Source organism: Marinobacter lipolyticus SM19 (assembly GCF_000397065.2).
GTDB classification, from domain to species: Bacteria; Pseudomonadota; Gammaproteobacteria; order Pseudomonadales; family Oleiphilaceae; genus Marinobacter; species Marinobacter lipolyticus.
This window is the reverse complement of sequence record NZ_KE007327.1, coordinates 1-22,722: the sequence shown is the minus strand read 5'-3', so window position 1 is coordinate 22,722 and position 22,722 is coordinate 1. Positions and strand designations below refer to the sequence as shown.

General features: G+C 56.1%; 23 protein-coding genes. 10 read left to right on the top strand and 13 right to left on the bottom strand.

The genetic code is table 11. The features are described 5' to 3' along the window. Nucleotides 1-14 precede the first annotated feature (14 nt). Together MARLIPOL_RS14740 and MARLIPOL_RS14735 are read left to right on the top strand one after the other, a co-directional pair. Entirely contained in the window at nt 15-1,331 is a 1,317-nt protein-coding gene (locus MARLIPOL_RS14740) for a DUF1329 domain-containing protein (RefSeq protein ID WP_051123164.1), read from the top strand. 113 nt (nt 1,332-1,444) lie between these two features. Then, nucleotides 1,445-3,574 carry a sensor domain-containing protein gene (locus MARLIPOL_RS14735; RefSeq protein ID WP_012139040.1) on the top strand — a complete coding sequence of 710 codons (2,130 nt, stop codon included), beginning with the start codon at nt 1,445-1,447 and terminating at the stop codon, nt 3,572-3,574. Here the strand turns inward: MARLIPOL_RS14735 and MARLIPOL_RS14730 are convergent. Together MARLIPOL_RS14730 and MARLIPOL_RS14725 are read right to left on the bottom strand one after the other, a co-directional pair. Next, nucleotides 3,565-4,224 (bottom strand): energy-coupling factor ABC transporter permease, encoded by a 660-nt coding sequence (locus MARLIPOL_RS14730; protein WP_012139039.1) that lies wholly within the window; start codon nt 4,222-4,224, stop codon nt 3,565-3,567. The two genes, MARLIPOL_RS14735 and MARLIPOL_RS14730, sit on opposite strands and share 10 nt — an antisense overlap. A 14-nt stretch (nt 4,225-4,238) precedes the next feature. Next, nucleotides 4,239-5,753 (bottom strand): sensor domain-containing diguanylate cyclase, encoded by a 1,515-nt coding sequence (locus MARLIPOL_RS14725; RefSeq protein ID WP_012139038.1) that lies wholly within the window; start codon nt 5,751-5,753, stop codon nt 4,239-4,241. A 99-nt stretch (nt 5,754-5,852) separates the two neighbouring features. On the opposite strand from MARLIPOL_RS14725, the gene cobS reads away from it, so the two are divergent. The 4 genes from cobS to MARLIPOL_RS14705 all read left to right on the top strand — a co-directional run bounded on the left by cobS (nt 5,853) and on the right by MARLIPOL_RS14705 (nt 10,126). Next, a complete protein-coding gene (cobS, locus tag MARLIPOL_RS14720) occupies nt 5,853-6,623 on the top strand; it encodes an adenosylcobinamide-GDP ribazoletransferase (RefSeq protein ID WP_012139037.1) in 771 nt (256 codons plus the stop codon). Nucleotides 6,624-6,686: 63 nt separating this feature from the next. Continuing rightward, on the top strand, nt 6,687-8,204 hold the full coding sequence (locus MARLIPOL_RS14715) for a DNA-3-methyladenine glycosylase 2 family protein (protein WP_012139036.1): 1,518 nt from the start codon (nt 6,687-6,689) through the stop codon (nt 8,202-8,204). After that, nucleotides 8,201-8,728, top strand: coding sequence for a methylated-DNA--[protein]-cysteine S-methyltransferase (locus tag MARLIPOL_RS14710; protein ID WP_012139035.1), 528 nt, complete (start codon nt 8,201-8,203; stop codon nt 8,726-8,728). The genes MARLIPOL_RS14715 and MARLIPOL_RS14710 overlap by 4 nt, the downstream gene beginning before the upstream one ends. Before the next feature lie 84 nt (nt 8,729-8,812). Beyond that, the gene (locus tag MARLIPOL_RS14705) at nt 8,813-10,126 is read left to right on the top strand and encodes an MFS transporter (protein ID WP_012139034.1); all 1,314 of its coding nucleotides are present in this window, start codon (nt 8,813-8,815) and stop codon (nt 10,124-10,126) included. Here MARLIPOL_RS14705 and MARLIPOL_RS14700 read toward each other — a convergent pair. From MARLIPOL_RS14700 to MARLIPOL_RS14690, 3 genes are all read right to left on the bottom strand, one after another. Then, nucleotides 10,123-12,015 carry a monovalent cation:proton antiporter-2 (CPA2) family protein gene (locus MARLIPOL_RS14700; RefSeq protein WP_012139033.1) on the bottom strand — a complete coding sequence of 631 codons (1,893 nt, stop codon included), beginning with the start codon at nt 12,013-12,015 and terminating at the stop codon, nt 10,123-10,125. The genes MARLIPOL_RS14705 and MARLIPOL_RS14700 overlap by 4 nt on opposite strands. Before the next feature lie 61 nt (nt 12,016-12,076). Next, nucleotides 12,077-13,129, bottom strand: a complete 1,053-nt coding sequence (locus tag MARLIPOL_RS14695; protein ID WP_012139032.1) for a diguanylate cyclase domain-containing protein — start codon at nt 13,127-13,129, stop codon at nt 12,077-12,079. 187 nt (nt 13,130-13,316) lie between these two features. After that, nucleotides 13,317-14,189 (bottom strand): sterol desaturase family protein, encoded by an 873-nt coding sequence (locus MARLIPOL_RS14690; RefSeq protein WP_012139031.1) that lies wholly within the window; start codon nt 14,187-14,189, stop codon nt 13,317-13,319. A gap of 95 nt (nt 14,190-14,284) precedes the next feature. Here MARLIPOL_RS14690 and MARLIPOL_RS14685 point away from each other — a divergent pair, with 95 nt between their 5' ends. Further along, nucleotides 14,285-15,184 carry a LysR family transcriptional regulator gene (locus MARLIPOL_RS14685; RefSeq protein ID WP_012139030.1) on the top strand — a complete coding sequence of 300 codons (900 nt, stop codon included), beginning with the start codon at nt 14,285-14,287 and terminating at the stop codon, nt 15,182-15,184. A gap of 86 nt (nt 15,185-15,270) precedes the next feature. Further along, a complete protein-coding gene (locus tag MARLIPOL_RS18680) occupies nt 15,271-15,447 on the top strand; it encodes a hypothetical protein (RefSeq protein WP_012139029.1) in 177 nt (58 codons plus the stop codon). 69 nt (nt 15,448-15,516) lie between these two features. Here MARLIPOL_RS18680 and MARLIPOL_RS14680 read toward each other — a convergent pair whose 3' ends face one another. Next, complete coding sequence (locus tag MARLIPOL_RS14680) at nt 15,517-16,116, bottom strand: FMN-dependent NADH-azoreductase (protein WP_012139028.1); 600 nt, start codon at nt 16,114-16,116, stop codon at nt 15,517-15,519. 308 nt (nt 16,117-16,424) lie between these two features. Between MARLIPOL_RS14680 and MARLIPOL_RS14675 the strand changes: the two genes are divergently transcribed. Further along, complete coding sequence (locus MARLIPOL_RS14675; RefSeq protein WP_222102473.1) at nt 16,425-17,513, top strand: ferredoxin reductase; 1,089 nt, start codon at nt 16,425-16,427, stop codon at nt 17,511-17,513. 11 nt (nt 17,514-17,524) lie between these two features. Beyond that, a complete protein-coding gene (locus MARLIPOL_RS14670; protein ID WP_012139026.1) occupies nt 17,525-18,712 on the top strand; it encodes a fatty acid desaturase family protein in 1,188 nt (395 codons plus the stop codon). A 16-nt stretch (nt 18,713-18,728) separates the two neighbouring features. On the opposite strand, the gene MARLIPOL_RS14665 is transcribed toward MARLIPOL_RS14670, so the two are convergent. The 7 genes from MARLIPOL_RS14665 to MARLIPOL_RS14640 all read right to left on the bottom strand — a co-directional run bounded on the left by MARLIPOL_RS14665 (nt 18,729) and on the right by MARLIPOL_RS14640 (nt 22,621). Next, nucleotides 18,729-19,109: a nuclear transport factor 2 family protein gene (locus MARLIPOL_RS14665; RefSeq protein WP_012139025.1), complete on the bottom strand. Its 381-nt coding sequence runs from the start codon at nt 19,107-19,109 to the stop codon at nt 18,729-18,731. A gap of 213 nt (nt 19,110-19,322) precedes the next feature. Then, nucleotides 19,323-20,018, bottom strand: a complete 696-nt coding sequence (locus tag MARLIPOL_RS14660) for an aspartate/glutamate racemase family protein (protein ID WP_012139024.1) — start codon at nt 20,016-20,018, stop codon at nt 19,323-19,325. Nucleotides 20,019-20,157: 139 nt separating this feature from the next. Beyond that, nucleotides 20,158-21,033, bottom strand: a complete 876-nt coding sequence (gene bla / locus MARLIPOL_RS14655) for a class A beta-lactamase (RefSeq protein ID WP_012139023.1) — start codon at nt 21,031-21,033, stop codon at nt 20,158-20,160. 147 nt (nt 21,034-21,180) lie between these two features. Next, nucleotides 21,181-21,519 carry a nuclear transport factor 2 family protein gene (locus tag MARLIPOL_RS14650; protein ID WP_012139022.1) on the bottom strand — a complete coding sequence of 113 codons (339 nt, stop codon included), beginning with the start codon at nt 21,517-21,519 and terminating at the stop codon, nt 21,181-21,183. Nucleotides 21,520-21,665: 146 nt separating this feature from the next. Beyond that, nucleotides 21,666-21,851, bottom strand: a complete 186-nt coding sequence (locus MARLIPOL_RS18925) for an excalibur calcium-binding domain-containing protein (protein ID WP_323807382.1) — start codon at nt 21,849-21,851, stop codon at nt 21,666-21,668. Between the two features lie 160 nt (nt 21,852-22,011). Beyond that, nucleotides 22,012-22,326: a HigA family addiction module antitoxin gene (locus MARLIPOL_RS14645; protein ID WP_012139019.1), complete on the bottom strand. Its 315-nt coding sequence runs from the start codon at nt 22,324-22,326 to the stop codon at nt 22,012-22,014. A gap of 13 nt (nt 22,327-22,339) precedes the next feature. Next, nucleotides 22,340-22,621 (bottom strand): type II toxin-antitoxin system RelE/ParE family toxin, encoded by a 282-nt coding sequence (locus tag MARLIPOL_RS14640; RefSeq protein WP_012139018.1) that lies wholly within the window; start codon nt 22,619-22,621, stop codon nt 22,340-22,342. Nucleotides 22,622-22,722: the final 101 nt, after the last annotated feature.

The following is a 22,722-nucleotide window of genomic DNA, read 5'->3' as shown; positions in this document are numbered from 1 at the left end:
CCATCGCCATCTCGATGTTTTCTTCAGGAGCAGCCCTCGCGGCTGTCTCCGCAGAGGAAGCGGCGAAACTTGGCAACGAACTCACACCTTTCGGCGCAGAAAAAGCCGGTAACGGAGATGAAATCCCCGCGTGGACGGGTGGACTGACATCACCTCCTGTTGAGCAGCCACAGGAAGGTATCTACCCGGATCCATTCCCGGAAGATGAGCGCCTGTTCGTCATCGACCAGAGCAATGTGGACGAGTACGAGGATCGGCTCTCCCCGGGTCAGGTGGCTACCATAAAGGCCTACAGCGATTACTTTATTCCTGTTTACCAGACTCGCCGTACCGGTGCCTATCCGGATTTCATGATGGAAAAGGCTGCGGAAAATGCCACCAAGGTGTCGCTGACGCCCGATGGCAACGGCCTTGAGAACTATCAGACCGGCGTGCCCTTTCCGATCCCGAAAAAAGGGGTCGAGGTCATTTTCAATCACATTACCCGTTACCGCGGTGGCTCCATTATCCGTAATGTTGCCCAGGTAACCCCCCAGGCCAATGGTGACTACAGCCCGGTCAAATTCACCGAACATCTGACCGACCGAGTGGCACTGGCAGACTACGAGCCGGGCATGGACGAGAATGTGCTGTTCTACTTCAAGCAGGTCATTACCGCCCCATCACGCCTCGCCGGTAACGTGTTGCTGGTTCACGAAACCCTGAACCAGGTCAAGGAGCCACGCCGTGCCTGGATCTACAATTCCGGCCAGCGCCGTGTTCGCCGGGCGCCCCAGGTAGCCTACGACGGACCGGGTACCGCCGCCGATGGTCAGCGTACATCTGACAACCTTGACCTCTATAACGGTGCACCAGACCGTTACAACTGGGAGCTGGTTGGCAAGAAGGAAATGTACATCCCGTATAACTCCTACAGACTCGGCGATCAAAGTCTGAGTTACGATGACATCATCCAGCCCGGTCACATCAACCCGGAGCTGACCCGTTACGAGCTGCATCGCGTCTGGCATGTGCGCGCCACCCTGAAAGACGGTGAACGTCATATTTACGGCCAGCGTGATTTCTACGTGGATGAGGATTCCTGGCAGATCGCCGTGGTTGACCATTACGACGGCCGCAGCCAACTCTGGCGCGTAGCCGAGGCGCACATGGTTCAGGGATACGATATCGGTGTCCCCAGCTACGCTGCGGAAACCCTGTACGACCTGCTGTCCGGCCGCTACCTGGTGATGGGCCTGACCAACGAGGAAGATGACCCATACACCTTTGGCGTGAAAGCCCGTTCCAACGAATTCACCCCCGCAGCCTTGCGCCGGGCGGGTGTTCGTTAACCAACACACTCCCGGGATTTCCCGGTCGCTGTAAGTAGAAAACCCGCTTCGAAACCGAAGCGGGTTTTCTGTATTCTACGCCTTATCAAAATACTCTCTCAGGTGTCTCCCCCATGCCAGACACGCCCGACCATGACCATCAGCCTGTCAACTTACGAGACCCCAGGCTGGCTCTGCTGGCCGCTTATACCCCGAACATGGTAATGATCACCGATGATGCGGGGTGTTTCGAATGGGTCAACCCGAGTTTTGAGAAGCACACAGGCTATGCGCTCAGTGACCTCAAAGGAAAGCGGGTTGGTGATGTGCTTTTCGGTGAGGATACCGATCCGCAGACCGTGAGGCGTATCCGGCAGAAGTTATACGAGAATGCAGCGTTTGAAGAGGATCTACTCCAATATACCCGTTCTGGAGCCCCCTACTGGGTGCACATACACGGCTTCCCCATTGGACAAGAGCAGGGTGTCAAACCTGGCTTCATCGCAATTCAGAACAATATATCAGACCGCAAAAACAGCGAACGTGGGCTGCGAATTGCCGCAAGCGTTTTTGATCGCAGCCACGAAGCCGTTCTGATTACAGATCACAACAACCGTATTCTGGACGTTAATCCTGCGTTCTCCCGCATAACCGGTTACAGCCGGAACGAAGTTCTGGGCCTGAATCCGGCCATACTCAGTTCCGGTCGCCACACCCCCGAATACTATCGATCCATGTGGCACACGATAGAGCAGACAGACCACTGGCGCGGCGAAATCTGGAACCGTCGTAAGAACGGTGAGGAGTATGCAGAGCTGCTCTCGATCAGCCGGGTGCATCTGGACCAACCCGGACAGTTCTATCATGTCGCGGCGTTCTCCGACATTACCGCGCTCAAAAACCACGCCAGGGAACTTGACCGCGCAGCCAATTACGATGTCCTCACCGGCCTGCCAAACCGGCAACTGCTCGAGGAACGATTAAGAACAGCACGGTCTCACGCAGACCGCCTCCGTCGGGGACTGTCGGTTTGCTATCTGGACCTGGACGGCTTCCATACGGTCAACGAGCGCTTCGGCCACACCGCCGGGGATGAGGCCCTGAAGACCCTGGCAGAACGCCTGACCCGAACGCTGAGAAGCGGCGATATCGTCGCACGCATCGGGGGCGACGAATTTGTTCTGCTACTGCAGAGCGAGACCACCGATCCTGTCTTTCAGCGCATTCTGAGCACTGTTGGCGTCCCACTGACATTGGGAGACGAGTCTGTCACCCTGACTGGCAGCCTGGGCATCACCCGTTACCCGGATGACAACAGCGACGCCGAGGGGCTGATTCGTCACGCAGACCAGGCCATGTATTCGGCCAAGGAAAAAGGCCGCAACCAGTTCCACTTCTTTGACCCGTGCCTGGACGAGCATCGACGCAAACGCAGAAGCCAACTGATGGACATCACCCGGGCGCTTGAGAATGAAGAGTTTGAACTGTACTTCCAACCTCAGATTCACTTGCCTGACGGTGCCATTACCGGTTTCGAAGCACTGATCCGCTGGAACCACCCGGAACTGGGTTTGCTTGCCCCCGGTTCGTTCTTGCCCGCCGTGGAGAACAGCCACCTCGAAGTACCGATGGGGCAATGGGTCGTCAAAGAGGCGATCCACCAGCTCAACCGCTGGAGGGAAGCCGGAACGCCCTTGGCCATCAGCATCAATATCAGCGCCCAGCACTTGATGGACCGGAGTTTCACAGATTTCATTGAAACCTATCTGCGACTCCACCCCGATCTCGACCCGGGCCTGATCACACTCGAGGTTCTGGAATCGACCGCCCTGGAGGACACGCAACGAGCCGGCAACGTTCTTAGCCGATGCCGGTGTCTGGGCCTGAAAGTCGCACTGGACGACTTCGGCACCGGCTTTTCGTCGCTGACCTACCTGCGAACCCTGCCGGTGGACATGATCAAGATTGACCAGAGCTTTGTCTTTAACATGCTGGAAGATGCCAGTGACCGGGCCATTGTCGAAAGTGTGATCTTCCTTGCCCAGCGCTTTGCCCATCCGGTGCTGGCTGAAGGCGTTGAAACCATAGCCCAAGCCCATGCCCTGAAGCAGATGGGCTGCAAATTTGTTCAGGGTTACGGCATTGCCCGCCCCATGCCAGCCGACGACGTTCTCGACTGGACCCTGCAATGGCAACGGCAGGTCCGGGACGACGACAGTGGCACCTTAAAAACCAACCCTGCGGCAAGCTTTTTTCAGCGGTAGCGCCCCTGTTCGAGAGTCGTTAACCGGTCCGGATGAAAGACCATCAGACCGGTAACGATGGTTCCATTTACGAAACCTTCCGGCAATGCAAAAAGCGGCAGATAGCGGATGTACTCGTGAACCAGCTCGCGGAAGTCATAGGCTCCGGCCGTCCACAGCATCAGGCACATCACCAGGCCGGCACAGGTCACAGCGATGCCCGCACCAAAAAAACCGCAGAAAAAAATGTAGGCAAAGAAATTGCGGAAATTCCGCTGTCGCTCCCACAACATAATGCCGTGACTGACCAGCGCTGGCACCATGACTGTCACCAGGCCATTAGCAGCAAACATGATCAGCGGCTCACGCCCGGTGATGACCGTGAACACCAGGGCCACAAGGCCCGCCAGCACCGCCAGCCCCCACCCCAACATCAGCGTAATGACGGTCATGCCAAAAATGTGAATGGATAACCCCGGCGAGATGCCCGCACGCAGTTGCCAGACAATAGCCAGAACCACTGCCGCTCCGAAGAACGAGTGTTGCAACGCGTTGTCCTTGCGGAAACCTGACCAGTCCACCCGACGGATGGCCAGCACCAGTACAACCAGAAACAGAAGAGCGGTAATAATCCACTGGGTGGTCGACAACAGATTGTCCGTCATGCCCATCGCAGGCTTGCCTCTTAAATACGATAAGTCCCTGATGCATCGACGAAACAATCCCTGCCCGCCTGTTTCGCCAGGTAAAGATAGCGATCCGCTTTGCCGATCACTGGATCGGGGCTGGAGGGTATTTTCGGCAAATCTGTGACTGCCGCTATCCCGGCACTGACAGTGACCTCAATGGGGAAGCTCTCGTACCTGAAGTTGTGATCCCGCACTGCTTGCAGGATCCTGGCCACCATACGACCGACGTCGTCGGATTGTTCCAGTGAATACGCCACCACGAATTCTTCACCACCAAAACGGGCAACCACATCCATGCCGCGGGTTTGTTGCTCCAGAATGCCAGCGATTTCTGTCAGTACATAATCGCCGGCGAGATGTCCCAGGGAATCGTTTATCTGCTTGAAATGGTCTATGTCAAACATCGCCACCGCAAACGTTTCCTGGTTCCGGGCAGCACGCCCGAGCATTTCATACAACCGGGGCATCAGGTACCGGCGATTATGCAATCCTGTCAGTGGATCACGGATGGACTGGCTTAGCAGCTTCTGCTCCAGATTATGGCGTTCCAGAACGCCGGACAGGAGACCGGAAACAACGATCAACAGATCGCCCTGATCCTCCCGCCAGCGCCGCTGTCGAAGTGAATCCACCCCAAAAAAGCCGGTAACACGCCCCCGGACCTTAACCGGCACGACAAACATGGAGCAAACGCCCCGGCGCATCAGTAATTCCCTATCCCCGGTTGCCAAATCGGGTAACACCGATGCATCGGGAACAAAAACAACCTTGTCGTCATTTACCATCCCGATGATCTGTTCCTGCCACCAGGGATATCCCCCTATGTAAACATTCTGCTGACTTCCTATCTGCGGCGGGCTACCTGGCCTGACCCACTCATGGGTACTGGTCATATACTGGTAATTGTCCAGAAAGCTGAAAAGGTAGGCACGATCGACACCAAAAAACTGACCAATTTTTTTCAGCAGTTCATTGATGCATTCATCAATGGTTCCGAAATGCAGGTTGATGAACTCCTTGGAAAGGTCGGCTATCAACTTCTGGAAAGCCGCCTGATAGGAATGCTCGGCTTCGCTCTCACGCAGAGTCTGTTCCAGCTCCTTGTATTGCTGAATATTGTGAAATTGACCGTACCACAGGATGCTGCCATCGCTCAGGCGTTCCGGCACGGAATAACCCTCAAACCACTGATATTCTCCGGAAGTGAGCTTCAGCCTGGCACAGTGCTTCCACACCGTCAGATCAAGGGCGGAGGTCTGGATACTTTCCAAGATACCGGCCAGATCATCCGGGTGTACAATACCAAACAGGCCATCCGCACTTTTCTGCAACGCTTCCGGTTCCAGTCCGAACCAGTCATTCACTCGCTGGCTAACATAAGGAAACCGCTGCTTACTGCCGTCAGCGCTTGCCCAGAATGTGTATAGAATGCCGGGCACACTGGTGATCAGCTTGTTATAAAACGTCTGCGAATCCTGGCCTGGGCCATCGCTGTCCTGTTGATCATGCATAAAACTGCGTGACTCCTACCCAAGGAGCCGTTTCCGGCAACCTACAAAAAAAGTGTAGAGTATGGCAACAAATCCCGCGAGCATGCCCCGGAGCGACGCTTGAGTACCAATGCAACGACTACTTCCCGCGAATGGCAGGCCTTCTGGCTTGCGATCGGCTTCCTCACCCGGATTCCGATGCTGATCCAGATCGATTATTCGCAACGGCTGATGAACCAGAGCAGTCTTTACTTCCCATTGGTCGGCCTACTGCTCGGTACATGCTACGCCGGCACCTACACGTTATTGACCTTCGCTTTCAGTTCACTGATCTCAATTCTGTTAGTGATCATTCTGCACCTGTGGTTAACCGGGGCGTTCCACGAGGACGGCCTGGCAGACAGCGTAGATGCCCTGGGTGGTGGATATACGATCGAAAAACGCCTGGAGATCATGAAGGACAGCCGGATTGGTACCTACGGCACCGTGGCACTGGTCACCGCCCTGACACTGAAAGTTGCCCTCCTGACGGAGGCAAGGCCGGTCTGGCTGGCGCTTTTGGCCGCACCGATGGTGGCGCGCCTGACACCATTGCTGATCATGGGCTACCTGCCGTATGTGACCGATCCGGACAAAAGTAAGAGCAAGCCGGTCGCCGACGGCTTTTCGCGAACCCGACTGGCGATTGCTGCAGCCTTCACGATCGTTGCGTCCCTGGTTCTGACCCTGTACCAACCCTGGATATTGGTGTGGGGGCTATGTGCAACGCTCGGCGTTGCCCTGGCGTGGGGACGTTATCTGCGCAGCCAATTGGGTGGTTACACCGGTGATAGCCTGGGTGCCAGCGTAGTGTTTTCCGAACTGGTCCTGCTGTTGGGTCTGACCATATGAGCGCGGAATCATCAGTTCCGGATTCGGCGAGTTTTTCCTGCCGGCACTGGTACACTTTCAGACATGGACACACTGACTGATGACCTCTGCTACCAGGCCCTGAAAACCCGGGATGCCCGTTTCGACGGACGCTTCTACACCGCCGTGCTGACCACCGGGATCTTCTGCCGCCCTATCTGCCCCGCCGTGACACCCAAGCGAGGCAATGTGCGCTTTTACCCATCAGCGGAAGCAGCCATGGCCAATGGCTTCCGCCCCTGCCTGAGGTGTCGGCCGGAAGCCGCTCCGGGAAGCCCGGCGGCGGCTGGTGTGCACGCCACCCTGGCCAGAGCCGTGCGGCTGGTGGAGGAAGGTACCCTGGATACCAACTCCGTGTCCGATCTGGCAGAGCGCCTGGGCATTACCGATCGCTACCTGCGCCAACTTTACAAGCGCCACACCGGTGTAACCCCCCAGCAGCATGCCCAGGCCCGACGCCTGTTGCGGGCGCGTCAACTGATTGTGGACAGCAATCTGAGCATGACCGAAATCGCCGATATTGCCGGCTTTGGCAGCCTTCGTCGCTTTAACCACTCCCTGAAAGAAGCTTATGGCGATGCCCCGACAGTCTATCGCCGTGGCCTGAAGCAGCCGACAAGGAACACGACCCGGCGTGCCCCCAACGATCCGTTCCAGCCGGCCCGCGATGATCTTGTCCTGGTTCTGCAGGCTCGCCCCCCCTTTGACAGCAAGGCCCTGCTGGCTTTCTTCCGTGCCCGCGCCATTCCCGGGCTGGAAGCTGTGGGAGACAACTATTACGCGCGCGCACTGTATATCCAGGGGCAATCGGGACTGATGATCTGTCGCCCACGCGCCGACCAGCCAGGGTTACAGGTCATTCTCCGGGGACCGGCACGACAAGCCATCCTGGAGGTCAGCGGCCGGGTACGCCGACTGTTCGACCTGGATGCCGACCTGCCGACCATCGCCGATCACCTGAGCCAGGACCCTTTGCTGCATCCCGTGGTCACCCAGCATCCCGGGCTGCGGGTACCCGGTTGCTGGCACCGGTTCGAATTCGCCATTCGAGCAGTTCTGGGTCAGCAGATATCCATCGCCGCTGCCCGCACCCTCGCCGGTCGACTGGTTGCCTGCTATGGCACCCCCTTACCTGAAGATCTGGTGGACGGTACCGGGATTACCCATCGATTCCCGGAACCTGAAGATCTGGCAGGCCAGCCACTGAACACATTGGGGCTTCCCCACCAACGGGCCGAAACCCTGGCTCGGGTCGCTACCCTGTTTGCCGAACCCGGCTTCGCCGATCTGAATGGCAGCACGCTGCTGGAGCAGCTCGCGACATTGCGAGGTATCGGCCCCTGGACTCTCAGTTATCTGGCCCTGAGGGGCCTGGGAGATCCGGATGCCTTTCCGGCCAGTGATCTGGGCATCCTCAAGGCCGCATCCCAACTTGGCGGCCTAACGACACCCAAAGCCCTGATCCGTCACGCTGAATGTTGGCGCCCCTGGCGGGCCTATGCCGCACAGTACCTATGGGCCGCGCTGGCCACTCATTCACTCCGGCAGGAGACCACACCATGACAACACAGATCCATGTCAGCCGCTTTCCCAGTCCCGTTGGCCCTCTCAGTCTGGCCACGGTAGATGGCAAACTGGTGCATCTGGACTTCGAGGGTAACGAAGAGCGCATGCACATCTTGCAGGCCCGGCGGTTCCGCCACCTTCAGTGGCAGGAGCAGGAGCAGCTGCAATTCGCGCCCAGAGCTATTACCGAGTGGTTGGAGGCCTACTTCGCCGGGGAACTCCGGCCCCTGCCATGGCAGCAGATCCAGTTGACCGGCACTGAATTCCAGCAACATGTCTGGCAGGGACTTACCGGCATTCCGGCGGGCGAACATCGTTCCTACAGCACCCTGGCCGAAATCCTGGGTAATCCCAAAGCCGTGCGCGCTGTAGCCCGTGCCAACGCCCTTAATCCGGTGGCGATTCTGATTCCCTGCCACCGGGTGATTGGCGCCAATGGCACCCTCACCGGATACGCCGGAGGGCTGGAGCGCAAGGCCTGGCTGCTCGACCACGAAGCAAACAACCTGAAGACCGTTTAATTCAACGGGGCTGGGCATTTACGTCGATAACGGCCACAATCACGTCACGGATGTCCCTTGTCAGGATCAGGAGCCCAACCGAACATGCCACCGCACACGCCCCACGCCCAGCCCCCGGGCGCGCAGGAAAACAAACGCGCGCTCTGGTCCTGGGCTTTTTACGATTGGGCCAACAGCGCCTTCTTTACCATCATTCTCACCTTTGTCTTTGCCCAGTACTTCAGCGTCTCGGTGATGCAGGACGAGGTCGCCGGAACCAACGCCTGGGGCAATATCGTGGGCATTTCCGGGATATTCATCGCAATTCTGGCGCCAATACTGGGAGCCATTGCGGACCAGTCAGGGCGCCGCAAACCCTGGTTTATCAGTTTTACCCTGCTGTGCGTACTTTCATCCGCCATGCTGTGGACCGTGACACCTCATCAGGACCAGTTCTGGAACGCCGCACTGTGGGTAGGGCTGGGCACCCTCGGCGCCGAGTTCGCGTTTATTTTCTACAACTCCATGCTACCGGACCTGGCCAGCCAGCAACGCACCGGTCGCTGGTCCGGCTGGGCCTGGGGGCTGGGCTATGTAGGCGGAGTTACAAGTCTGGTGATCGCGCTGTACGGCTTTATCGAGGCCGACGCCAGTCTCTTCAACCTGGACCGGGATCAGGCCGAACACGTTCGCGCCACCTTCGTTCTCGTGGCGGTCTGGTATCTGGTGTTCGCCCTGCCGGCCTTTATCTTCATCCCGGACCGGCCCTCCACGGGCCTGGGTCTGGCAGCCGCCACCCGCGCCGGTTTTGTGCAACTGAAGGAATCCATCGCTCACGTCCGCCAATACAAGGACATTGTGCGCTTCCTGATCGCCCGCATGCTGTACACCGATGGTTTGGCTACGATCTTCACATTCGGGGGCGTGTACGCCGCCGGCACCTTTAATATGAGCCCCACCGAAGTTCTGCAATTCGCCATTGCCCTGAACGTAACGGCTGGGCTGGGCGCCTTGGGTTTTGCCTGGATTGACGACGCCCTCGGCGGCCGAAACACCATTCTGATGGCGCTGGTCGGGTTGGGCAGCAGTGCGCTGGCCATCATGCTGGTGGACAGCGCCACCGCCTTCTGGGCCTGGGGGATGATCCTGGGTATCTTCGTGGGGCCACTGCAGCCCGCCAGCCGTTCACACCTGGCCCGCGTCGCCCCACCCCACCTTCAGACCCAGATGTTTGGCCTGTTCGCGTTCTCCGGCAAGGCCACAGCATTCGCCGGCCCGCTGCTGGTGGGCTGGGTCACAGCCGTCACCGACAGTCAGCGTTGGGGCATGAGCACCATCCTGCTGTTCCTGCTAATCGGCTTCCTGCTGATGCTGACGGTACCTGCAACCGAGACCAAAGAACTCGAAGATACCGTCTAACGCCCGCCACCTTCCGGCGGAGCCCAGAGCGGCACCTCCTCTCGGCGGGGGGGCTGCCACTCCTGCTTCATCACTTCGCTGAGGGTGTCTTCCAGCTTCATGAACAATTCGCCGTAACGGGGACTGAAGCTGATTCCCGACTCGATATCTTTCCAGGCCTCGCGCAACTCTGCCTCATGGGCTTTCTCGTTGTTCACAAAGGCCCAGGTCATCTGGCGGGCCCGCAAGGGATGCACACCAAACGCCGTCAGCGCCTGACCGCCCAGTTCCAGGGCGGAATGGTAGGTTTCGCTGACCACGTCATCGGCGCCCGCGTCCCGCAGATCGTATCCATGCCCGCGATCAAAGGCCCGCGCCAGAATCCAGACACCCGGGAAGTGTTGCTTGACGTGGTGCACCAGGGTCACGGCCCGCTCGCGGTCATCTATGGCCACCACAAGCAGACGGGCATTGGCGATACCGGCGGTTTCCAGCAGGTCCGACCGGCTGGCGTCGCCAAAGTAGCTCTTGATGTTGATGCGACGCAGGTTCTCGATCTGGTCCAACGCCAGATCCAGGGCCACGATCGGAATGTTGTTGGCCCGCAGCAAGCGGCAGACAATCTGTCCGAAACGCCCCACACCAGCCACAATTACCGGCGCCTGTTCCTCAATGGCGTCAGCTTCGCGCTGCTCATTCCGGGCCTCACGGTATCGCGGCAGAATCAGGCGATCATAGGCGATGAACAACAGTGGCGTGAGGAACATCGACAACGCCACCACCAGAGACAGGATCTGGGCAATGTCTGTGGGGATCACGCGGTTCTGCATACTGTAGGTCAGCAACACAAACCCGAACTCACCGGCCTGGGCCAACCCCAGGGTAAACAGCCAGCCATCGCGGCCACGGAGTCCGAACAACTGTGCCAACAGCAGCAACACCGCGGCCTTGACCACGATCACCAATAGCCCCAGCGTCAGCACCGTACCCCATTGCGCCGACAACACATCGAAATTGATGCCGGCGCCCACGGTGATGAAGAACAAACCAAGCAACAACCCCTTGAACGGCTCGATGTTGGCCTCAAGTTCATGGCGAAATTCGCTGTTTGCCAGCACCACGCCTGCCAGGAAAGCACCAAGGGCAGGTGACAGATTCACCACACTCATCAATGCGGCAATGCCGATTACCAGCATCAGCGCCATGGCGGTAAACACTTCCCGCATTCCGGACTGCACCACATAGCGGAACAGCGGCCGGCTCAGGTAGTGCCCACCTACGATCACGGCTGCCACCGCGCCAATCACCACCAGCCCATGGGCCCAGCCGGGCAGGTCCGCCACCAGATTGAAACTGCCATGGTGTTCGGCATCTGCCGCACCAACCGCGGCCAGCCCCGACACCGCCAGCAACGGAATCACAGCGAGCATGGGGATAACGGCGATATCCTGGAACAACAACACCGAAAACGCGCCACGACCACCCTCGGTCTTGCTCAGACCTTTCTCGTTCAGGGTTTGCAGAACAATGGCCGTGGATGACAGGGAAAAGATCAAACCAACGGTGACTGCGGTTTGCCAGGGCAGCCCCAACCACCAGGCGATGGCCATACCGGCAGCGGAGGTCAGCACCACCTGAAGACCGCCCAGCCCCAGCAAGCGCACCCGCATGGCCCACAGGGATTTCGGATCCAGCTCCATACCCACCAGGAACAACATCATCACCACGCCAAATTCAGCGAAATGCTGAATGGTTGCCGCTTCCTGACCCACCAGGCCGGTCACCGGCCCGATGACCACACCGGCTACCAGATACCCGAGCACCGACCCGAGCCCCAGGCGCTTGGCCAACGGTACCGCGACAACCGCCGCCAACAGATAGATAAACGCCTGGATAAAGTATTCCGTCATTGCTGCTGTTCCGTTTGATCGGTTGGGAGAGACCTGTTTGCGAGCCTTACTATCGTGCCCGTCAGATTAGCGAAGGATCAAACTTTCGGAAACCATTCTTTCCGGAATTCTTGACTGAATACATGGCCTTGTCGGCCTGGGACATTAGCGAGCAGAAATCGTCAGCCGTACCGGGAAACGTTGAAATGCCGATGCTGCAACCCACGGTGACTGTTCCCGTACTCAGCTCTACTGGCTGGCTGACCTGGGCTATCATGCGTTCCGCAAGGGGTTCAAATGGATAACTGCCAGCCTCTTCCATGGTGCCATCTACCAGAAAGGCGAACTCATCCCCCCCCACTCTCGCCACCATTTCCCCCGCCCGCTGGATCTGCTGGAACCGTTCCGAGATCACCTGTAACAGGTGGTCCCCCGCCATGTGTCCGTACTGGTCATTTACTTCCTTGAAGCCGTCGATATCGACCAGGTAAAGCACCACCTCACCGGTCTGGTTCCGGCGTTGCAGAGCAATGGCACACTCGAGACTTTCTTCGAACGCGGCTCTGTTATAGAGGCCTGTTAGTGAGTCGTGGGAAGCCCTATACAGAATTTCCGCTTCCTTACGGCGGTCCTCGGTGACATCGCAGGCAATCGCAAACAGTTTGGTTGTGACGTTGGTAATAGCGGGGCAGTACCAGGCGATCCAGCGCCAGCTTCCGTCCTTGGCCAGATAACGGTTTTCAAAACTGATGCTGTCGCGGCCGGCCCCCAACCCCTCCAGTTCCCTGGCGGTTTTGGCTATATCGTCTGGATGGACAAAGTCCACGAAGGGACGTGACAACAGCTCTTCTTTTGAATAACCCAAGGCATTGGCGAACGCCGAATTCACGCGTTTGAAGTAACCATCCAATCCGGCAATGCACAGCATCTGGACTGAATGTTCAAAGAACCACTCCCACTCCTGAAGGCTTTTATGATAGTTCTGAAGCTCCTTGGACAATCGCTTTTTACTATCCAGTAGGTCTTCACGCTCATGCTCCAACACCCGGAGTCTGCTCTCAAGGCTCTCTAATCGTTCAGCCTTTTCACGGAGCCTGCCGATAATCTCGTTATCTGGATCATCCACCGTAGACATATGCAACTGCCTCAATGCAACAACTCTTACTCACCAGGGAGCATCACCAGGCGCAAATACGTAAAAGTTCTTATATTGACCATAGCAGCCACGACTGGAGCTGTGAACAAATGTTCAATTATAAGGATGGGTAACAACGGTTCATTGGCAGGCACCATGTCGAACATGGCCCACATACTATGCGCGCTCAGCCTTTAGGTACGTACTGCCGTACATCCCAGCAGAAATATCGTTTCAGCACACTGTTCGCTTCCTGCTCTTTCTGGCGCCAGCCGTAGACCTTGGGCTTACTGGTCTCAATGGCCAGGGTACCGAATACCAGCCAGTCATAAATCGCCAGGGTGGAGGTCACATTCTTGGCTGAATTGGGACCGCGGGCATGGTGATGATGGTGTTGAGTCGGGAAGACCAGGATATGGGCCAGCGCCCACATGGTCTTGCGCACCCAGGCCCAGCGGTGGTTGTGGAAATACAGGTCGTAATTCCAGTTGACGTGGGTATGGGCCGCCCAGAGGCCTTTGAATGCCGTGGCAATCAGGAAAACATCCACCAGCCCCAGATAAAGGCACAACAACTGGAAAGTGTAGTTGGGCATGATCAACCACCAGGCCCAGCCGTTGACGAACGTCTGGGTCACCGAGAGTTGCCCCTTATTATCCAGGCCACCGGACATGTGGTGGGGGCGGTGGCTCATCTTGTAGAACGCCTGGACCCACTGGAGAATCCGGTTGTTGGGGCGGCGCCGGTGCGCGAACAGGTGGAAACTGCCGTGGATAAACTCCTCCACACAGAAGAAAACAATCAGAGTCGGCCAGAAATACGACTGCTCAAGCCAGGCCAGTGAACCGGCGCTGCCCGGAATCAGCGTCGAGAGCACCAGGGTCAATACCAGCAGCACCAGCGGACGCTGAACTGCCACCATCATAAAGGTGGCAAGAAACGCCATCCGCCAGTCCTGCTTGTTTTTGCGCCCTTCACGGGTGCGCCCACTGACCACCTCCCAAAGGGCGGTCAGGATGATAAAAGCCGTTACCAGCATCGTCAGTTTTTGATCGTCCATTTTTGTTCTCCCAGACAGTCATTGCAGGTATGCACTTTTGACCTTAATGGCGCCCCATATATTTTCCTATTCAATATTTGGTATAAGTATTATCCATGAAGCTGAACTTACGAAGTGTCGACCTCAATCTGCTGCCGGTATTCGATGCCATCATGGAGGCCGGTCAGCTCTCCCGCGCTGCCGAAACCCTGGGCATGAGCCAACCAGCGATCAGCGCCGCCCTGCAGCGCCTGCGCCATACCCTGGGCGACCCCCTGTTCGTACGCACTCGTCAGGGCATGCTCCCCACCCCCCGGGCGCGGGAACTGCACCGCAGCCTCAGCCAGCAACTGGCCGCCATGCGTGACACCCTGGACCCCGCCAATCGCTTTGTGCCAGCTACCAGTCAGCGTCACTTTCGTGTGCTCAGCAATGACTACTTCGAGATGGTGGTATTACCCCCACTGCTGGCCAGCCTACGGAGGGAGGCGCCCGGTGTGGTCGTGGAAGTTGCACTGGCTGGCGACGATATCCCGCAAACACTCAGCACGGGCCAGGCCGATCTGGCCGTGGATGCCTTTGGCACCGAAAACGACCAGCTACACCGGCAAGTGCTGATGGGGGAACGGCTGGCCGTGGTGGCACGACAGGGGCACCCCACCCTGCAAGGCAGCTGTAGTAAACAACAGTTTCTGGATGCTGAACACGTGGTACTACCAGAGCGAAACCGTCGCCTGCCGCTGGATCAGATCCTCAATAAACCGGGCTGGCAGCGCCGTACCGGCGCACGAGTCACCCAGTTCGCCAGTATGTTGGCGAACTGCAGCCGGTCCGATATGATTGCCACCGTCCCGGAGCGCATGGCACAACTATACGCCCACGCACTGGGACTTCAGACTCTGCCATTTCCCGCCGACATTCCGCCGCTGCCCGTCTACCTGATGTGGGCGCCCGTACTGGACAACGACCCTGCCCATCGATGGTTCCGTCAACGTTTGATAGAGAGCATTACCTGATTGATCCACATCACTTTCAACAGCCCGGGTTGTGAGCCATAGTTAACGTATGAAAGCGCAAAGTGCGAGAGGCAAGGAGGGTTGTCATGAGTGATGACGAGTACAAGCAGCTTCACCCCATACTCCACGAAGTCACCCGGACCTACGTGGATCTCTATACCAATCGCCCTAACGAAAAGAATCGCGAGAAGCTGATCAAGCTGGAGAAGCTGCTGCACGAGCAGTTGGAGAAGATCGAGGCGGCGACCAAGGACAAAAGCTGAATATCATCATTCGTGCCGGGAAGGGTTGGCGGCACGCATGTCTCCAACCCTTCCTGGCCCGACTACAGATCAGGCCGCCAGCAATTCGGCAATCCTGTCATTCGCCGCGGCAAGACTCTTGTCGCGAGTCTCATCACCAATGTTCAGCCCTTCGGCATGAATGATCTCCACATCGGTGATGCCCACAAACCCCAGGTACTGACGCACCAGAGCCGTCTGGGCATGATCATCGCCGTAGAAACCACCCCTGGTGATGAACACATAGGCTTTCTTGCCCTTGAGTAAACCCTCCGGACCCTGCGCGGTGTATTGGAATGTCACCCCGGCACGGGCAACATAATCCATCCAGGCCTTGAGAACAGAAGGAATACTGAAGTTGTACATGGGAATACCCAATACCAGCACATCCGCTTCCTGCACCTCGGCAATCTGCTTGTCAGCAAACGCCACCATCTCATGCTGCTCCGGTGTACGTTCGGCCTCAGAAGTCATCAGTGCCCCGAGCCGGGTCTGATCCAGGTGAGGAATATTCTCTGTTGCCAGGTCACGACTGATCACGCGCGCATCTTCATGCTGCGCCTGCCAGCGCTCCACAAACTGCTGTGCCAATACCGATGACTGGCCGGCATCCTCAAACAGACTGCTCTGAATCTTCAATAAAGTTGTCATATTCTCTCTCCTGCTAAACGTCGTATTCCGAAAGCGATGAGAGAATTAAACCATCGATTAATCCGATCTTAAATTTCAATATTTAGCGTATTTCCATCAAATTATTAGATGCTCTGTGGCGAGCGCCACGCTTGTCGGAGAACTTCAAATCAGGCCATTCGACACCCGTGGACGCTGCAGAAGTGGTGAGCTCTGACCCTGTGTACTAGCTTAAAGTAAGTCATGTAGCACCCGACTTCGACTTCAATGTACGCTTTCAGAGTAACGTAGTTATGGTCACTCCAGCTCAGCAGAGTCCCGATTCAGAAATGACCTGGCGACGAAAACTGTCAGACGTTCTGGACATGTTTGCCTTTCCCCTACGCACCTCCCATTACGTCGAACTGGTCAATCCGCTCTGGAGTACCCACCAGATGCAGGCGCAGGTTGTCGATGTCTGGGACGAGACCAAAGATGCCCGAACCATTACCTTGCGCCCGGGCGTGAACTGGCGATTAAACCGGCCCGGCCAGCACGTCCGCATCGGCATTCCTATCGAAGGCCGCCACTACACCCGTACCTACACCATATCGTCTCCGCCGGAACGCAATGACGACTGCTTTACCATCACAGTGAAGATTATCGACGGCGGGCGCGTATCCAAACACATCGTCCGCAACATCAAAGTGGGTGATTACTTACCTATTGGCCTGCCCCAGGGCGATTTTTATCTGCCGGATGCTTCCCCCATCCAACCCCTGTTCATTACTGCCGGCAGCGGTATTACTCCCGCGATGAGCATGATACGGAGCCTGGTTGCCCAGGAGCGATTGCCGGACACCGTTCACATCCATTACGCACCCCACGAGTTCGACGTGATCTTCAGCAAAGAACTGCGCCAACTCGCCGCCGATAAAGAGCAGTACCACCTCCACGAAGTACACACCCAGGAATTCGGCGAAGAGAAGCAGACCCGGGGTTATTTCAGTCAGGAACAGCTGGACAAGCTCTGCCCCGACTGGAAAGAGCGGGATTGCTACGCCTGTGGTCCCCCCGGGTTACTTGCCGCGCTGGAAGGCGTGTGGGAGCAGGCCGGGCACAGTCGCCGACTTCATATCGAACGCTTTCTGGCGGATTTTGCCGAGATTCCAAAAGATGCGGTCGGTGGCAAGGTTCGTTTTGCCCAAAGCAACCTGGATGTTGATGCCGACAGCGAAACCAATCTGTTACGCATTGCCGAAGATGCCGGAATGAACCCGCCCCACGGTTGCCGCATGGGCATCTGCCATACCTGCAATACCAAACTGCTTTCAGGTTGTGTGCGTGATTTGCGTACCGGAGAAGTACTGAACGAATCCGGGGCCATGGTGCAGACCTGTGTGTGTGCCGCCGCTGGTGACTGCGAACTGGATCTTTAGGAGTACAGACTATGGCTACCAGGAAACCCCTGCCGGTGGATCTCACCGACGAACAGATTGATGAGTTTGGCCGGGAAATGGAGTCGATTTATGACGACATCATGAAAAGCCGGGGTGAGAGTGATCGCCAATACATACTGGGGATCATCCGCACCCAACGAAGCATGGCCCTGATCGGTCGCCTGTTCATGTATGCGGGCCTGTTTTTCCTGCCGGCCTGGTCCCATGCGCTGGCCGGCTGGACCGCAACATTACTGATCATGGGACTGGGTACGGTCATGCTTGGCACAGCCAAGATTCTGGAGAACATGGAAATCGCCCATAACGTCCTGCATGCGCAATGGGACTGGATGAAAGACCCCGATATCCAGTCCAACACCTGGGAATGGGACACCATGAGCCCGTCGGACCGCTGGATGCATTCCCACAACGTGGTGCACCACACCTGGACCAATGTCCTGGAAAAAGACCTCGATGTCGGATACGGCATTATGCGGGTGACGCCTTTGCAGGAGTGGCATCCCAAGTATCTGCCCCAACCTGTATATTTTCTGTTGCTGATGCTGTTCTTCGAGGAAGGTGTTGCACTGCATGAACAGGCTCTGATCGACGTGGTCGAAGGCCGTAAGAAAGCATCGGAGTTCAAGCCGCTGGCAAAACGTATCGGTCGCAAAATCTGGGGACAGGTTCGTAAGGACTACATTATGTGGCCGGGACTGGCGGCATTGGTGGCGGTGCCCATTTCCTTCTTTGTGCCGGAATCACCGTTGCTGGTATTCGGACTGGTGGCGGGCGCCAATTTTATCGCCAACATCATCCGCAATATCTGGGCTTTCATGATCATTTTTTGCGGCCATTTCCCGGAGGGCGTGTACAACTTCACCCCCGATCAGGTGGAAGGGGAATCCCGTGGCCAGTGGTACCTGCGCCAACTCCTCGGCTCCGCCAACATTACCGGAGGCAGCCTGTTCCATGTGCTTTCCGGCAACCTGAGCCATCAGATTGAACACCACTTGTTCCCTGACATGTGCAGCAATCGATATCCGGAAGCCTCCCAGCGGGTGCGGGCGGTGGCGGCGCGCTATGGTTTGCCCTACAACCGGGCATCCCTGTGGCGCCAGTTCGGCACTACCTGGCTGAAAAACCTGCGGCTGGCATTCCCGGGAGGTCGTCCACAACCGGAAGTTGCCCGCGCCTGACGCGGGCTCCACTCAGTTAGCAGGTGGCTGAAGGCAGGTTGCCTCCCAGCATGTTTTCAACCACCGCCGCATTGTAGAAGGCTTCAACCGTCTGGATCTTGTTGTCCCTGACACGAAACCAGACGGCAAGCCGCACATCCCCGATCGGCTCAAAGTGGGTCTGATAATCCAGAATCGCGAACACGTGCTCGCCGTCGGCGCTGAGCTGACGGAGGACCAGGTCTTTCTGGATGGCAACCATACCGAATTGGTAGGACAGCATGTCATCCGGACTGAGGAAACGCATGTTCGGCCCCACATATTCAAACCCCTCAGCCACCAGCAAGGTTCTTGCCTCATCAAGACGCTGGGCACGGATATCAGCGATAAATTGAGCCACAATGTCTTTTGGCTGCATGAAATAGACTCCACTTCTGTGATCGGGCCGACTTGGATACTGGCTGCGCGTGGTTATACAGAGCTTAGAACTCTACCCCATAATAACGGAGAACAATCACCATTACCCTGTCGCAGTTTGCTGTATACACGAGCCCCTGCCAGACAGAGACAAAAATTGCCCCACGGCGCCATCAGGCAGCGCGGTAAGGCGCCCTCGACAACAGCCCCCCGGCTATATCCTGCCAAAAGCAAACTGAACCGCCTGTTCGGCATGTATTTCTGTCGTGTCATAGAGTTTGACCTCTGTATCCGATCCCTGGATCAAAAGACCTATCTCCGTACACCCCAAAATGACACCGTGAGCACCGCGCTCAGCCAACGATGTGACTACGTCCAAATACATCGTTTTTGAATCAGACTTGACCACACCCCGGCACAACTCATTGTAAATCACAGAGTGAATACGCTCTCTTTGGGACTCATCTGGCACCACAACCCGAATACCATGATCCTGGAGACGGCCAAGGTAAAACGTCTGCTCCATCGTAAATCTTGTCCCCAGCAGCCCTACACAGGTTACCCCATCCTTTTTGAGCACGTTGGCTGTCGCATCTGCAATGTGAAGAAGGGGGATGCTTACTGCGCGTTCAATTTGGGAGGCGACTTTATGCATCGTGTTCGTGCAGAGAACCAGAAACTCTGCACCCGCCGATTCAATCGACCGGCCGGCTGATCCCAGTATTTCCGCTGTTGCCTGCCAATCCCCCTGGTGCTGCAACGCCTCAATCTCGGCAAAATCCACGCTGTAGAGAACGAGCTTTGCCGAATGGAGCCCTCCGAGTTCGTCTCTTACTTTCTGGTTGATCAGTCGGTAATAAGTCTGGGTTGATTCCCAGCTCATTCCGCCTATCAGGCCTATCGTTTTCATGGAGCACCTCCGTGCCAGGGCCTACCCTAACCATAGAAAGTGTCTACTGTTCGTGGCTAACCCGGGAACATAACGCTTTAGCTTTGCGGCGTACCGGAGCGCCGCGCAGGTGCGTCCGCTAACAGCCACTGGTTATGCTTTACCGGCCTGAACCCACCTCCAAAACTATTGCTTCACCAATCTCAGCAATCGCCTCATTCCTCTCTGAGAAAGACGCCTCCGTTTGCGTAAGATATAGAGCTACAACGATGGGCTGGCGCTCCGGTGGCCAAATTATGGCTGTTATAGATCGCGATCCGAAACCGCCAGCCCCAGTTCGATCTGCAACAATCCAGCCTTCCGGAACAACAGCCCGAAAAAGTCCATCTGCAACCTGGTTTCTCTTAAGCCAGTCATGTAGTTGCTCTCTAGACTTTCCGGATAACGCGTCGCCCAATAGCAAACTCTGAAGATTCTTCACCATCGCATTTGGAGTTGTTGTATCCCTGTTATCGCCTGGTGCCGCCTCATTAAGTTCCGTTTCCCAGCGATCAAGACGCGTTACATCATCCCCCAAGCGCCTCGCGAACGATGTTACTTTTTCCGGTCCACCCAGCGATCGCAAAATCAAGTTTGCGGCTGTATTGTCGCTCCTCGTCAGAGCAGCCTCACAAAGATCCGAAAGGGTCATGGCTTGACCGCCAGCGTATTTTTCCGTGATGGGAGAGTAGGTCACGAGATCTGACTCTGAAAAACTCACCGTTCTTTCGAGGTTCTCCTGTCCCGCATCGACCCGGTGAAGCAAGGCCGCACAAGCAAGCGTTTTAAACGTACTGGACATTGCAAATCGCTGGTCAGCTTGATATTCCCACCTCTGACCTGACTCCAAATCATAAGCTGCAAAGCCCACTCGAGCCTCTATCTCACTAGCGATACTCTCAACAGTTTTAATCAGGGAATTATGGCCATCAGCAGATGCAATTGATGCCCAAAAGCTAAGAAAAATAGCTACAGAAAACGTTAGTAACGCCGTCATTGGTTCTATTCTCATGAATTTCTCAGCAGCTGATTCAAACTGCATTCCGTTTGCATAATGGGTGAGAAAAGGTTGGCTAAACTGCCCGAAGGGCAAGCCAAGCTTTTAGCATCCCATTGATGATTTTGTTGCGCGCAAATCCCGCCCCTAATCCGGGCGCCCAATATAGGCCTTGATTGACGAAATTAGACCTTGGTTGTCAAACCTGATGACGTCCACAACATACAAAACTTCGCTTCCATCGACAGTAATTCTGAGCTCTCCCGCTACTGTGTTTTGAGATTCGTATGTATTTAATATCTCTATCTTTATTGTGTCTGCGTTTGAAAAGTTTTTCTTTGTCTCAGATATAGCTGTAACTTTCCCCTTTACAGAGATTTTCCAATCTCTGATCGTGATATCGTCTGAAAACATAGCTGATACACTGTCAACGTCCTTTGAACTATAGCTATTTAGATATCTCTCAAACTTCTCAATATTCGTCATTTTCTCTCCTTGATGGTTGCATAACGCTTGCAGCATGCATGCTTCCAAGGGCGTCCGGTGGAGAGCCAAAGGCCGGGAACAGATTTAATGGCTTTGTTATGCATTTTCCAGTTTTTTGACCGCTTCTTGGGGGTTAGCTCTCGCTATTAGAACCGTGAGTCGTTTTCACAAGGAATCCCGTCGCGATCACCATCCATCCTTGTGTTCGGGCAGTTTCTAATGAAAAACTCAGCTTCGGCTCTGGATGTCATTTGACTACAATGCTGGCGCCCGTCACAGCTGAAACTAGTTTGGGAATTATAAACAGGTGCTTCGTTGGGAGTCTCATCCACCCCAGACCAGCGGATCGAAGGGCTAAGCGCAGAATTTACGTTATTTGTGTAGTAGTTCCACGCACCGAAACCTACAAGAGCCAGAAGAAGAATTTTTTTCAAACTCACGATCCTAAGTTGATTGCGCTATAACGCCTGCTGTCACCGGTGCACGGCTTGGTTATGCAGCATGTAGCGGCTTGATTCGATCCACTTCTTCCTTGACCGACTGCGCGGCAGTCCAAAGATCAACAGACCGCTGTGCGTTCAGCCAGAATTCCGGCGAGTTACCAAACAAACGCGCAAGCCGGAGCGCCATTTCAGGGCTGACAGCACGACGTTCGCGCAATAGTTCATTAACTGACTGACGAGAGACACCCAAAGATTCGGCCAACCCCGAAACCGTCAGACCATAGTCCGGAAGAAAATCTTCCCTCAGCATTTCGCCAGGATGAGTGGGTTTGCGCTGCATACCGGTAGTATTAAGAATAGCCATATCATCACCTCACTCAGTGGTAGTCACACACTTCGACTTCATACGCATCACCATCTTCAAAACGAAAACAGATACGCCACTGATCATTTATTGAAATTGCGTGCTGCCCCTGCCTGTTTCCCGACAGCGGGTGAAGGCGATTGCCGGGCGGCACTTTCAAATCCTCTAGCTGTACGGCCAGATCCACGTATTCAAGTTTTCTAGCGGCTCTAGGTGCAACATCCGCAGGAAATTTCTTTGACTTGCCCTTGGAGTAGAGTTCTTGGGTTCGTTTGTCAGCGAAGGATTTAATCATGAAACAAAGTGTAATTCGTCACGTGACACTTGTCAATTAGGCATGGGAATGACTGCATAACGCCCGCAATCACGCGCTTGTCGCGTGGATTGCATTGTTAT